10 protein-coding genes are annotated in these 13399 nt (G+C 67.1%); 8 read left to right on the top strand and 2 right to left on the bottom strand.

The features are described 5' to 3' along the window. The first annotated feature begins 26 nt into the window (after positions 1-26). Positions 27-1199: a LysR family transcriptional regulator gene (locus tag G7Y49_RS08075; RefSeq protein WP_370519631.1), complete on the top strand. Its 1173-nt coding sequence runs from the start codon at positions 27-29 to the stop codon at positions 1197-1199. Positions 1200-1216: 17 nt separating this feature from the next. On the opposite strand, the gene G7Y49_RS08070 is transcribed toward G7Y49_RS08075, so the two are convergent. Further along, positions 1217-2581 carry an AAA family ATPase gene (locus G7Y49_RS08070; protein ID WP_165172752.1) on the bottom strand — a complete coding sequence of 455 codons (1365 nt, stop codon included), beginning with the start codon at positions 2579-2581 and terminating at the stop codon, positions 1217-1219. Positions 2582-2825: 244 nt separating this feature from the next. Between G7Y49_RS08070 and G7Y49_RS08065 the strand changes: the two genes are divergently transcribed. The 6 genes from G7Y49_RS08065 to G7Y49_RS08040 are packed head-to-tail and all read left to right on the top strand — an operon-like array spanning position 2826 to position 9139. Further along, the gene (locus G7Y49_RS08065; RefSeq protein ID WP_165172750.1) at positions 2826-4700 is read left to right on the top strand and encodes a hypothetical protein; all 1875 of its coding nucleotides are present in this window, start codon (positions 2826-2828) and stop codon (positions 4698-4700) included. Beyond that, positions 4693-5508 (top strand): hypothetical protein, encoded by an 816-nt coding sequence (locus G7Y49_RS08060; protein ID WP_165172748.1) that lies wholly within the window; start codon positions 4693-4695, stop codon positions 5506-5508. Before G7Y49_RS08065 ends, G7Y49_RS08060 begins: the two co-directional genes overlap by 8 nt. 12 nt (positions 5509-5520) lie before the next feature. Continuing rightward, the gene (locus G7Y49_RS08055) at positions 5521-6228 is read left to right on the top strand and encodes a molecular chaperone (protein ID WP_165172746.1); all 708 of its coding nucleotides are present in this window, start codon (positions 5521-5523) and stop codon (positions 6226-6228) included. Further along, positions 6225-6881: a 4Fe-4S dicluster domain-containing protein gene (locus G7Y49_RS08050; protein ID WP_165172744.1), complete on the top strand. Its 657-nt coding sequence runs from the start codon at positions 6225-6227 to the stop codon at positions 6879-6881. Before G7Y49_RS08055 ends, G7Y49_RS08050 begins: the two co-directional genes overlap by 4 nt. Then, complete coding sequence (locus tag G7Y49_RS08045; protein WP_241157339.1) at positions 6874-7860, top strand: 4Fe-4S binding protein; 987 nt, start codon at positions 6874-6876, stop codon at positions 7858-7860. Before G7Y49_RS08050 ends, G7Y49_RS08045 begins: the two co-directional genes overlap by 8 nt. 34 nt (positions 7861-7894) lie before the next feature. Beyond that, positions 7895-9139 (top strand): 4Fe-4S dicluster domain-containing protein, encoded by a 1245-nt coding sequence (locus G7Y49_RS08040; RefSeq protein ID WP_165172742.1) that lies wholly within the window; start codon positions 7895-7897, stop codon positions 9137-9139. Here the strand turns inward: G7Y49_RS08040 and G7Y49_RS08035 are convergent. Beyond that, positions 9136-10008 carry a DegV family protein gene (locus G7Y49_RS08035; RefSeq protein WP_165172740.1) on the bottom strand — a complete coding sequence of 291 codons (873 nt, stop codon included), beginning with the start codon at positions 10006-10008 and terminating at the stop codon, positions 9136-9138. The genes G7Y49_RS08040 and G7Y49_RS08035 overlap by 4 nt on opposite strands. 414 nt (positions 10009-10422) lie before the next feature. Here G7Y49_RS08035 and ileS point away from each other — a divergent pair, with 414 nt between their 5' ends. Beyond that, complete coding sequence (gene ileS, locus G7Y49_RS08030) at positions 10423-13284, top strand: isoleucine--tRNA ligase (RefSeq protein ID WP_165172738.1); 2862 nt, start codon at positions 10423-10425, stop codon at positions 13282-13284. The last annotated feature ends 115 nt before the right edge of the window (positions 13285-13399 follow it).

Below are 13399 nucleotides of genomic sequence, written 5' to 3'. Positions count from 1 at the left end.
AGAGGATTCTGGCATTCTGTTCGGGAATGACTGATATGGAAAGTGAGCTTTTGAGGGAATACCTCGTCATCGTGGACGAGATGAACTTGACGCGTGCTGCGGAGCAGCTGCATACCACCCAATCGACGCTCTCCAAGCATATCGCGGTGCTTGAGCGAGAGTTCGGCACGACGCTTTTGCTGCGAGGCCGTCGTGGGCTGGGCATTACCGAGGCCGGCGCGCTGCTGTACCGTCGTGCGGCCAGCATCGTGGACTTGCTCGACAGCGCCCATCGCGAGATGGCGCGCCTCAGCGAGAGCATGATAGTGCGCGTGACCGGCATCCTGTATAACAACGACGTGATTTCGCTGCTCTCGCGGGTGGGACGCACGCTGCGCGATACAAGCAACACGTCCATGGTGTTCTTGACTGCGCCGAAGGTGTCTGGAACCCATGCTGTGCTCGTCGGCGAGGCGGACATCGCCATCGGGCACAAGGGGTTCAGCGAGGAGCTCGACCCGGATCTGGTGTGCGTCGATCTGTACCAGGAGCGATTCGTCGCCCTGGTGGAGGAGGCCAATCCGCTTTCCTCGCATGACGCGCTTTCCCTTGACGATCTACGCGACCAGAACCTTGCGCGGCTCGGCGGGGTCGCAGCCGAGTTCGGGTGGGCGAACATACAGCGGCTGTGTCGCAACCACGGGTTCGAGCCGAAGGGCGTGCCGTTGCTCGTCGAGAATCCCGTCGACTGCCTCACGTATCCGCTCGATGACACGGTGCTCCTGTTGCAGCGGGGCATTCTCCCTGTTGAGACGTTCGCGAGTGGCCCGCGCCGCTGCATTCCGCTGGTGGATGACGACGCCCTGTTCACGATCTGCGCGTACTGCCGTGCTGATCGGCGCGAGCAGCTTTCCGAGTTCATCGACGAGCTGCGCCGGGAGTCGGCTTTCCTGGGGGTGGAGGGGACGACCCAGAGCGCTGTGCGTGGTAAGTTCCGCCGGCGTTGCGAGCTTCTGGCTCGCGAAGTCGACCTGAACGAGAGCGAGATGGTCGCCATGCGCGGGTTCGCCAAAGGACGCTCCATCGACCGCATAGCCGAGGATCTGGGGCTTTCCCGTATCATGGTCGGAGACTTGTTGGCCTCGGTGTATAAGAAAGCCGGCGTGCGCGACCGCCAGAGCCTGCTCGACCGTATCGAGGCCAAGGAGCTGCCCTGGTAGAACCCTACGCGATGCGTTTAGGCGATGATGCCTGCCCGCTCGAGGAGCCATTCGCCGAGCGGCACGGCCGAAAGCGCGCCTTCGTCCAGCTCGCGCACCTCGGCGGCGCCGGCGGTGACGACGGTGAGGTGGGAAAGCCCCGTATCGGAGAGCGCGAGCGCGGCGGTGCTGACGAGGGAGGCGGGCAGCCGTTCCCCCTTTTTGCAGGCGCAGGTGGCGATGAGCTGCGTGGGTGCGCCTTTCCCGGGCTCCGTCCAGGCGATCAGGCGCTTGCGGCCTGCGCGCGGGCGATAGGTGCGCACGCGGCTAGAGAGCCCCGCCTCGTAGAGCTGCTCGAAGACGATTGACGTCAGCAGGGGCTCGGGCGCGAGCGGTGCGGGCGCGAGCGCTTGGGCGAGGCCATGGTCGCAGGCGCAGATGAGCTGTGCCGCACGCGGGTTGGAGTCCCCGTCTTTCCCGAGTCCGCCGATGCGGCAGATGAGGTGGGCGTCTTCCAGGGCGTCAGCGATGGCGCGCACGGTGGCGCGGGTGGTGGGCATGCCCTCGGCGGCGAGCGAGCGCTGGACGGACGACAAGGCGAGATCGGTGCCGCTCGCCCCGATCATAAGCGCGGCGGTGCGCATGATGAGCGGGAGGGCTGTGCTCGGCAGCTTGCGGGCGACGTCGGCGGCGCAGCTGAGCCTTGCCAGACGGCGGAGGCGCTCGCCTGTCCGCTCAGTGCAGGCGGCCTCGTCGAGCGTGCTGGCGCGTCCGAGGCGGTAGAAGCGCTTGAGCGCCTCGTGGACGGGATCAGCGCTTTTTGCGTCATCAGCGACACGTGCGAGGAGTTGGCGCAGGGCCGTGGACGTGGCGGGGCCGAGCATCGTATGCACGTGCGCGTCAGCGGGCAGCTCTTTGGCTCGCGGCGACGAGAGCCAGCTGGCGCATGCGTCGGCCGCCCATATGCGCGCCGGGTAGGCGTCGATGAGCGAGCAGATGAAACGCGGCCAATCTTCCACCGACTCGATGTTGTCGATGAACAGGTGGATTGGCTGGTGTCGGGCAAGCGGCGCGCGGGTGAGGTATGCCTCGAGCACATCGGCGAGGAAGGTGCGCGGCAGCGTAGCGGGCAGCCGGGCGTCAGCGGCGTTTACGAGCAGGGTCGAGTCGGGCGGGACTCCTAGCGTGATGAGCCTGCGGGCGCGCTCCTCGAGAAAGCGGGTTTTGCCGGCGCCATAGGGGCCGGTCACGATCGTGAGGGGGGAGGCGGCTTCTGCGGGCGGGAGTACGGCGCCGAGCTGGGCTGCCCCAAGCGACGGCGCGCTCGTCGCAGATTGAGCGCGGGCCCAGCTCAGGTGTTCTTCGACCAGGCATCCGACGAGCTCCTCAGATACGGCTCCCATGCAACTCCCCCTTACCCTCAGGTCCCTCGCTTCACGCTCCTCATTTCAAAAAGCACGCTCTGATTGCAGAAAATGATAAATCTTAACTTTTGAAAGATCAAGAATGAACACGATGTGCTCAGCGTGAAAAACTTGATCGCACTACACTGCGTCCCGTTCAAAACAATGCGTCCGCGCGAGGCGCTGGGTAGCCGCGCGGCGCGCTGAGAAGGGGAGCGAAAAGGTGATGGGGAAGCGAAGCGCGATGAGAACGGCGATGGATGCCGTCGCCGAAGGGGAGGCTGCGGCCTTTCTGCGTGAGGGCTCCCGGCCGTGCGCCGTGTACTGCGAGGAGGCGCAGGCGGTGAGGCTGGCCGCCAGCGCGGCGCGCGCGGCGTGCGAACGCGGCGAGGAAGCGCGCGTGGTGGTCCCCAACGACAATGCGCGCAGAGCCGTGATGGCCGAGCTCGGTGAAGCCGGCACGATCCAGGTGCTCGTGACGCAGGAGCTGACCGAGCGGGTTTTGAAGCTCGCGGCGCAGCGACGCGAGGCCGCTGCGCCGGTGCTGCTCGATAGCGTGCAGGAGGCTTTGCTCTTCGAGGACATGAAGACGCTTGGCGGCAAGCCGCGCCGCATACGGGAGATGCTCAAGTTTTTGTGCCGCAGCATCTCCGAGCTGGCATTCGAGCGGGACGGCTGGCTCGTCTCAGACGAGGAGCGGACCGTGCTGCACGCGTACCAAGCGCTGCTCGCCGAGCGAGGCGCGCTGCCCCGCTCGCTTATGGGCGCCGCTGCCCTCGTGGCGCTCGGAGACGACGAGGCGCTTGCGGGCGAGCTGCGCGTCGACGTGACGTATGCCGTGGGCTTCTCGGCCCTCGACCGCGCCTCGCAGCGGGCCCTGGAGCGCTTGACCGGGTGCCTGGTCGCTTTCGGGCGCAATGAGGACCCGGGCGTTCCCGAGGCGCCCTTCCCCTTTTCCGAGGGGCTGACCGCATGGGCCGCGCGCTCGCGCGAGGTGCGGGTGGCCAGCCCCGTGCGTACTGAGAAGGTCCAGGTCTTTGCGAGCGACGCCCAAGAGCGCGCGAGCGTGGCGGGCTTCTTGGCCCGCAAGGCGGCGGAGGGCCGACGCGTGACGCTGGTGGTGCCGACGTCGTGGTGGGTGCGTGCTACGTGCCGCGCGCTTGCAGATGCGGACGTGGCCTTCTGCACGGTGGAGGAGCCAGCGCTCGCGCGGGCCGACATCCGCCGGTCCGACGCCTGCCCCGAGGTGGTGCTGTACGCCGCCCTGGCCGTCGCGGCCCAACCCCGCAGCACGCTTTCTCGGCGCGCCTGGATAGGGCTGGGTGACTGGCTCGGCGGCTCAGGGGCATGGAAGGCCGTGCGCGACCAGGCTGCATGCGAGGGAAAAGCGGTTGGCGAGGTGCTCGACAGCCTGGCTGGCGGCGGGGTGCCCTTTGCCGACGACGCCCACGGGCGTATGCTCGCCTTTGCGGCCGACCGCCTGCGTGAGGCTGACGAGCTGATGCGACGTCTGTCGGGGCTTGTCGGCCCGGCGCTTCTTGAGGAGCTGTGCTCGGCATGCGGCATCGACGGCGCGTGCCTTCCCGCGTGCCTTGCGCCCTTAGGCGCCGACGAGGATGCTGCCGGGCTTTTCGCGCGGCTTCAGCGGGCCATGGGCGGGCCGGTCGTGGCGGGCGACCTTGCTGCGCCGGTTGCGGTCGCCACCTTCGACACGTCGGCCTACGTGCTCGGCGAGGGCGTGGTGGTCATGGCGGTAGTGGACGGGCTGGCCTCGCAGGCCTGCGCGAGCGACGAGTCGGCGCCGCTCGACCAGCGGTGCCACGCGATCGAGCGTGACGGCGCGCGCCTGGCCCGATGTGCGCGGCTTGGCAGCCAGTTCGCCTTGCTTACCGCGTTCGAGCGCATGAGGCTCGCGGACGCCTCGCGTGCGGGGGCCGACATCAAGCGCGTCTACGCGCAGGGTGGCCGTCACTTCGCGCGCACGGCGCCATCCGTCCTCATCGCGGCGGATCTGGGCTTGTCTTCGGCGTCGCAGTTCGCGTGTCAAGCGGGGCTCTCATGCCCCGCTGTCCATAGAAATATCGTTGATGCTGATGAGAAACGAGGAGAGCATGACTGATCCGATTAACGTGATGCCGAGGGATGCGTTTGACCCGACAGCGGAGATGGGGTTCGACGAGGGCTACGGGGAGTACGTGCCGCCCATCGAGAAGCCCGCGGACTACGATGCGCCGGTGGTGAAGGAGGAGGTGCCGGCAGCCGAGCGAATCGCTGCCACGTTTGCAGGCATGCCGGGCAACGAGAAGCTGCTTGCGCATGTGATTGACTTCTGCCGCGAGGGACGTGCGTCTGAGGACGTGCACGAGGAGATCCGCCGCTTCGTGGGCGGGGGCACGTGCACGTACGCGCCCGAGGTGGTGTGCGCGAACCTGGCGAGGGCGGGCGCGCTCGACATCGTGGCCGAGGACGCTGACGAGCTCTCATGCGCTGACGACGGCGCTGCCGCAGCGGCGGACGGGTCGGCGGTTGCGGATGAGCCGCAGGCCGAGGGCGCTCAGGGAGCGTTCGAGCTCGGAAAGGTGGGAGCGCCGCCGCTGTTCTCGTATGCGGCCACTGCCGAGGGGCTTGAGGTGGTCGACGCGCGCGACCCCGAGGGAGATCGTCTGCGGTTCTTGGAGGAAGGTGAGCGCTACCTGCCGGTGTATCGGCTGGTACTTGAGGAGTGCGCGCGCTCGGGAGGCGCCACCAAGAAGGTCATCGACGGCTTGGTAGACCATCATCCCCTGTGCAAGGAGCCGCGGCGCTATTCAGGCTTCTTCGTGAAGGGACTCGAAGGAATCGACGCCATCTCGTTCGATGGCGCCTGGCAGATAACCGAGGTGGGCCGCGGCATCTTGGCTGGCCCCGCCCTTGCGAAAACCAACTAGAAGGAGGACGCCATGACGGAACCGACCTTAAGAGAGGTGCTTGCGTCGCGCACGGCAACCTACCAGCTGCTTTCGCGGCTGTTTCGCGTGGAGGTGGATCAGGAGTGCTACGACGAGCTGCTCTCCATGTCCTTTCCCGCCAATACCGGCAACGCGAAGGTTGATGCGGGCTACGCCTCGATTCGACGCTACTTGGCAAGCCCTCACCCCTCGCCTCTGACCGAGCTGGCGGTGGACTACACGCGCACCTTTATCGGCGGCGGCAATAACGGCTACTCGGCGGCCTACCCCTTCGAGAGCGTGTACACGAGTCCCAAGCGCCTGCTCATGCAGGGCGCGCGCGACGAGGTGCTGGTGGCCTACAGGAGTGCGGGCATCGACAAGAAGCCCTCGTGGAAGGAGGGCGAGGACCACATCGCCTTGGAGTTGGAGTTCATGCAGATACTCGGCATGCGTGCGCTCGACGCCCTGTGCGCGGGTGACGAGGACGCCGCGGCCGACCACATCGAGTGCCAGAAGGGCTTTCTCGTCAACCACGTGGGCGCGTGGTTCCCCATGATGGCCGCCGACATGCGCAAGTTCTCGAAAACCGACTTCTACCGGGGGCTTGCCGATCTCACGGCGGGCTTTCTGGAGACGGACCGCGAGTTTCTGTGCGACGTGCTGGAAGACGACGAGCCGGCCGAGTCATTTGACGAAGCGGTGGTGATCGACCTATGAGGGAAGAAGAGAAGAGCCCCGTGCGCGGTGGCGCGGGCATTTCGCGGCGCACGTTCGCCATTGGCGCCGTGGGCTCGGTGGCCATGCTCGGGCTCGGTGCCGTGAAGCTCGTGGGAGCCGAGTCGGTGGTACGACCGCCGGGAGCCCAGGACGAGAACGCTTTTCTGGCTGCGTGCATTCACTGCGAGCGCTGCCGGGAAGTGTGCCCCCGGCATGCCATCAAGCCCGCCACGCTCGAGTCGGGGCTTCTGAACCTGCGCACGCCCGAGATGGACTATCACCGCGGCTGGTGCGACTTCTGCGAGAGCGCCGAGAGTGGCGAGCCGCTGTGCGTGCGGGCGTGTCCCACCCACGCCCTTCGGCTGCCGGGCTTGCCGGCGAGCGAGCACGTGCGTCTGGGCATGGCCGTCATCAATACCGACTGGTGCCTGGCGTTTCAGGCCATGGGCTGCCATGAGTGCGTCGATGCCTGCACGTTCGAGGCGATGGGTGTCAACGACGACGGCACGCCCTACGTGATCGAGGACGCCTGCAACGGCTGCGGCGCATGCGAGCATGCCTGCGTGTCGCTGTCGTCGGGCTCCATCTCGGTGGGCGCCACTGATCGTGCCATTGTAATCGTTCCCGCAGAAGGCGAGGTGCTTCATGGCTAGGAAAGGCGAAGAGGGGAAGGCGACGGAGGCGGTGGAGAGCAGGGCTCCGCACGGCGCCCTGAAGACGGCGCGGGTGCGCTTTGCCGTGGCCGTAGGCGTGCTCGCCTTGGCAGCGGTCGGCTACTTCACCGCGACGGGCATGGGCAACGCGTGCGCCGGCGGGTGGGGAGATCTGGTGCTGCTGTGCCCGCTGGGAGCCTTGACCGCCATGGTCGCGCAGCACGCGATCATTCCCCAGGCAGTCGTAAGCCTCGTGCTCGCAGCGGCGGTTCTGCTCGTGGGAGGCCGCTTCTTCTGCTCGTGGGTGTGCCCCACCGTTGTGCTCGGCAAGGTGCTGCCGTCCTCGCGGGGCCTCAAGGCGCGCGGCGACGAGTCGGCGGGCTGCTCTGAGGCGGGCTGCGCCGCCTGCGCGCGGGGATGCGGGAAGGCTCGGGGCGTGAAGCTCGACAGTCGCCACGCTATCCTGGCCGCGGCGGTCGTCTCCACGCTCATCTTCGGGTTCCCAGTGTTCTGCCTGGTGTGCCCTGTGGGTCTCACCTTCGCCGGCGTGCTGCTCGTTATGCGCCTGTTCGCGTTCGGCGAGGTGACGTGGGCTGTGTTGGCGATACCGGCTATTCTCGCAGTCGAGTTGGCGCTTTTGCCGCGCTGGTGCCAGAACATCTGCCCGTTGGGCGCGCTCCAGTCGCTCGTAGCGGTGGGCAATCGGATGTTCGTGCCCACGGTGGATAGGGAATCGTGCCTGAAGGCCACGCGTGGCGTGTCGTGTGACGCGTGCGTCCAAGTCTGCCCCGAAGGCATCAACTTGCATGACGTGGCCGCAGGCGCCACCACGCTGGCCGACTGCACGAAGTGTCGCGACTGCGCGGACGTGTGCCCGGCTGGCGCCATCAGCTTCCCGCTTCTGCCGAAAGGCACCCCGAAAATCTCGACCGTCTCCGCTTCCGAGCCTGACGAACCGGGCGATCTGCGTGAGGCATAAGGGTTGCGCGTGATTGACGAAGGAGGAGTCCGCAGTGGCTGCATTGGAGAACTTCATTAAGGTGATCTCGTCGCTCGGCAGCGAGGCGCTCGCCGTGGCGCCTGAGCGCTGCGTGCAGGTGCGCAACAAGAACGCCCGCTGCCTGCGCTGCGCCGAGGTATGCGCGGCCGGCGCCATCAGCTACGATGGCGAGGACGTGCTCATCGACGGCGATGCGTGCATTGGGTGCGGCACCTGCGCCACTGCATGCCCCACTTGCGCTCTCGAAGCGATGCATCCCACCGATGCCGAGCTGTCCGACGCGCTTGCTGAGCGTGCGTCGGCAGGAGGAGATGTGGTGGTGGCCTGCGCCCGCGCGCTGCGCCGCGCACACAGGGCCGCTGAGCGCAAGGCCGAGGAGGCATCGGGGCTGCTGCGGCGCGTATCGGTAGACTTCGACGTTTCGGACGTCTTGCAGGTGGTATGCCTGGGTCGCATCGACGAGTCCTTCTACGCCGAGTGCGCTGCACGCGGGGTGAGCCAGGTGACCCTCGCCTGCGACGGGTGCGAGACGTGCACGTACCACCGGGGCGGTGAGCTGGCGCGCAAGGTGGCGGCTTCGGCACACGAGCTGCTGGACGCCCACGGCTATGAGCTTGCGGCGGAGTTCGCATCGCCCTTGCCGTGCTCGGTCTACGAGAAGGGGACGGCAGCGCGCGCCCTGGGCTACGACCCCTCCAAACGCGCCACCATCGTCACGCTGCGCGAGATGACGGCCCAAGTTGCTCGTGACTCCGCAGTCGAAGCGCTCGATCCGGTCTCAGGCGAGGAGGCGCCCGAGCCGCGCTATGCCAAGGTGGGACCCAACGGCACCCTGCCGCAGTTCGTGCCCCTCAGGCGCAATCGCGTCATGAACAGCTTGCATCACGTGGGGGAGCCGGTGCGCGCGCTGGTGACAACGCGGCTTTGGGGCCAGGTCGATGTGGACGTCGATCAGTGCAGCTCCTGTGCGATGTGCGCGATGTTCTGCCCGACCGGGGCTCTTGCGCGCCGAGATGACGCGGAGGGGAACATCACGCTGGAGCACCGCCCCTACCGCTGCGTACAGTGCCGCCTCTGCGAAGACATCTGCATGACGGGCGCCCTTTCGGTGGGGGACATGGTGAGCTTGGAGGACTTTGAGCGAGGACGCGTCCAAGAGATACCCCTGCCGCCGCGCGCATGGACCCCCAACAGGCCCGATTCTATCTTCACCAAGATGAACGCGCTCGTCGGCGGCAGTAACAACTCGTACTTCTAGCGCCCGGAGGCGAGGAAGAACAGCGCCATCGTGCCGGGGCCGGAGTGCGCGCCGATCACGGGGTCCACCCAGTTGATGATCACGTCGCGCACGCCGAGGCGCTTCCTCACCTGCGCGGCCACGTACTCGGCGTCCTCGAGGCAGTCGCCGTGCGTGATGAACACCATCTGGTCCTCGACGGGCGCCAGCGCCGTCTTCGCCATGTGGTCCACGAGCGCGTTCAGGGACTTCTTGCGCCCGCGCACCTTCTCGAGCGGGATGAGGTGCCCCTCGTCATCCACGTGCATGACGGGCTTGATGTTCAGAAGCGTGCCTGCCCAGGCGCTCGTCTTCGACACGCGCCCGCCGCGGAACAGAAACATGAGGTCGTCCACCGTGAACCAGTGCGCCAGGTGCAGCTTGTTCTCCTCGAGCCACGCGTGCACCTCCTCGATGCTCGCGCCCGCGCGGGCGCGCTGCACGGCGTGCCAGACCAGGAGGCCCTCGCCGCCTGAGGCGGCCAGCGTGTCGACGGTGCGGATGGTGCGCGCGGGGTACTCCTCGGACAGCTCGCGCAAAAGCAGGTCGGTCGCCTCATAGGTGCCCGACAGCCCGCTCGAGAAGCCGATGTAGAGCACGTCGCGCCCGGCCTCGAGCAGGGAGCGCAGGAGCTTCTCGGACTCGGCGAGGTTGGGCAGCGAGGTGGTGATGACCTTGCCCTCGCGCATCATGCGGTAGAACTGGGAGAGGTCGGTGTGCTCGCCCTTGAGGTAGCTCTGGTGCTGCTGCCCGTCGACCATGAACGTGAGCGGCAGGATGTGCAGCCCGAACTCGTCGATCATGTCCTCGGTGAGGTTGCTGCTCGAGTCGGTGACTATTTCGAAGTCCATGGAGGCTCCTTACGGTTGAGGCGGATGGGTGCCGTTTCCTCATGCTGCCGCCTCGGGTAAAAGCTCCCTCGTCTTATGAGCGCCGCGCTCGCGTTCGCTCAGGCGCAGGGGAGGTGTTATCCGATTCGGCACAGCGGGCAAACCCATGTCATTCTACCGCATGCGCGTTGCGGACGGCGCGTTTGTCATGAATTCGGCACGTGGGGACAAGCCGGTGACAAGCCGGGGGCAAGCCGACAGGTCCCGAGCGCCCTGGGCGAACGCTCTGAGCGCCCTGGGCGGCTGTGCATCATCTGCGCGCTTTTCGCATCCGTTTTCCCGTTGGCGATAGAAACGCCTGGAGGGTTGGCATATACTGAACAAGTTTACGTTATGAGGCTTTTTGAAGTACGTACGAAAGGTTGGGAAGCTCCGGTGGCTAACAGCTATAAAGAGACCATGAACCTCCCTCAGACCGACTTCGCCATGAGGGGCAACTTGCCCGCCAACGAGCCGAAGCGCTTGGAGAAGTGGGCTGAAGAGGACATCTACCATCGCGTTTTGGAGAAGAACAAGGACGGCAAGCCCTTCGTGCTGCACGACGGCCCGCCCTACGCCAACGGTCCCATCCACATCGGCCACGCCTTCAACAAGATCCTGAAGGACTTCGTGGTGAAGAGCCATGCGCAGCGCGGCTACTTCACCCCCTACATCCCCGGCTGGGACTGCCACGGCCAGCCCATCGAGCACATGGTCGAGAAGACCCTCGGCCCTGAGAAGATGGCGGCCACGAGCCAGCCCGAGCTGCGCAAGCTGTGCCGCGACTGGGCCACGAAGTACGTGAACGTCCAGCGCGACGGCTTCAAGCGCCTCGGCGTGAACGCCGAGTGGGACAAGCCCTACCTCACCTACCTCCCTGACTTCGAGTCGGGCAACGTCGAGATCTTCAAGGAGATGTACCTGAAGGGCTCGGTGTACCGCGGCCGCAAGCCCATCCACTGGTGCAAGCGCTGCCACACCGCGCTCGCCGAGGCGGAGATCGAGTACGGCGACGAGGTGTCGCCGTCCATCTTCGTGCGCTTCAAGATGGACCTCATGCCCGGCGTGTTCGAGGCCGCGGGCGCCGAAGGCGATGCCTACGTGCTCATCTGGACCACCACGCCCTGGACGCTGCCGGCGAACACCGCCGTGTCGCTCGCGCCCGAGGCCGACTACGTGATGGTGGTCGCCGACGGCGTGAACATGATCATGGCGCGCGAGCTCGTGGAGCAGGTGGCCGAGGTGGCCGGATGGGAGGGCTATCGCCTCGTCGCCAACGCGCAGGGCGAGCCCGTCACCCTCAAGGGCAAGCAGATGTGCGGCCTCACCTACACCTGCCCGGTGCGCCAGGACCTCAAGGGCACCATCATCTACGGCGACCACGTCACGCTCGACACCGGCACCGGCTGCGTGCACACCGCCCCGGGGCACGGCCAGGACGACTACCTCGTGGGCATCGAGTTCGACGTCCCGCTGCTCATGCCGGTCGACGACAACGGCTGCTTCACCGACGAGGCGGGCCGCTTCGCCGGGCTCGACGTGGACGCGGCCAACCCCGTCATCATCGAGTGGCTGCGCGAGCAGGGCACGCTCGTGGCCAAGCAGGAGATCAACCACTCCTACCCGCACTGCTGGCGTTGTCACGAGCCCGTCATCTTCCGCGCCACCGACCAGTGGTTCGTGTCGATGGACAAGAACTCCCTGCGCGAGGACGCGCTGCGCGCCATCAGCTCCGAGGTGACCTGGATCCCCGAGTGGGCCAAGAACCGCATCGGGTCCATGGTGGCCGACCGCCCCGACTGGTGCATCTCGCGCCAGCGATCCTGGGGCGTGCCCATCCCCGTGTTCAAGTGCGCGAAGTGCGGCGAGACGGTGGCCACGGCCGAGACGTTCGACGCGGTGATCGAGCTGTTCCGCACGGAGGGCGCCGACGCGTGGTTCACGCGCGAGCCGCGCGAGTACCTGCCGAAGAACACGAAGTGCGCCCGCTGCGGCGGCACCGAGCTCGTGCCCGAGAAGGACATCCTCGACGTGTGGTGGGAGTCGGGCGTGACGCACACGAGCGTGTGCAAGCACCGCGCCGCCGAAGGGCTCACCTTCCCGGCGGACATGTACCTGGAAGGCTCTGACCAGCATCGCGGCTGGTTCCAGTCCTCGCTGCTCACCAGCATCGGCGCCTACGGGGTGCCGCCCTACAAGAGCGTCATGCACTGCGGGTTCACCGTCGACGAGCAGGGCCGCAAGATGTCCAAGTCGCTCGGCAACGGCATCGACCCCGCCGCGGTCTGCGACAAGTACGGCGCCGACGTGCTGCGCCTGTGGGTGGCCAGCGTCGACTACTCCCAGGACGTGTCCATCTCCGACGGCATCTTGAAGCAGGTCTCGGACGCGTACCGCCGCTTCCGCAACACCTTCCGCTTCCTGCTCGGGAACTTGAACGACTACGATGACGCGGCCATGACGGCGGTGGCGTGGGATGACCTCGAGCCCATCGACCAGTACATGATGGCGAAGACCGCCGCGCTGCTCGCCGAAGTCGAGGCCAGCTACGAGACGTACAAGTTCAACAACGTCTACCGCCTCACGTACGACTTCGTGAACGACCTGTCGGCCGTCTACATGGACGTGACGAAGGACCGCCTGTACTCCGAGGCGCCCGCGTCCGTGCGCCGCCGCGCCGTGCAGACCGTGCTCATGAACATCCTCGAGGTGCTCGTGCGCGTGCTCTCGCCCATCCTGTCGTTCACCTGCGACGAGGTGTGGGAGCACTTCCCGCCGGCCGTGCGCACGCGCGCCGGCCGCGCCTGCAGCGTGCAGCTCGCCGGCTGGCCCAAGCGCGCCGACTTCGCGCCGGCGCTGCCCGGCGAGGCGGCGTGCGCGGAGATCCTCGGCACGTGGGAGCAGGTGCTCTCCGTGCGCGAGGTGGTCACCAAGGCGCTCGAGGACGCGCGCACGGCGAAGGCCATCAACAAGAGCCAGGAGGCCGTGGTGCGCGTGAGCGTGCCGCCCTCGACGCTTGCGCAGCTGGAGCAGCTCGACGCCGCCGTGTACGAGGAGCTCTTCATCGTGGCGGGCGTGGCGTTCGAGGCGTGCGAGGACGCCGAGGAGGCGAGCGCGCGCGTGGAGCCGGCGTCGGGCGAGAAGTGCCCGCGCTGCTGGAACTTCCGCGAGCTCGGCCGCAACGCGGCGCACCCGGACGTGTGCGCGCGCTGCGGCGATGCGCTCGACGCCATCGGCTACTCCGCGTCAGCGGAATAAGACCAGCTCAACGGCATGGCTGACGAGCGACTTTGCGAAGAGGGCGCGCCCGTGGGGGACGCGGGCGCGGGCGGCGGGGCCGCAGCGGGCCCCGCGGGCGCGGGTGAGCTGGCGG

It is taken from the genome of Adlercreutzia sp. ZJ242, from assembly GCF_011038995.1.
GTDB lineage: Bacteria > Actinomycetota > Coriobacteriia > Coriobacteriales > Eggerthellaceae > CAAEEV01.
Note: the sequence above shows the minus strand (reverse complement) of the source record. Positions and strands in the feature narration are given on the sequence as shown.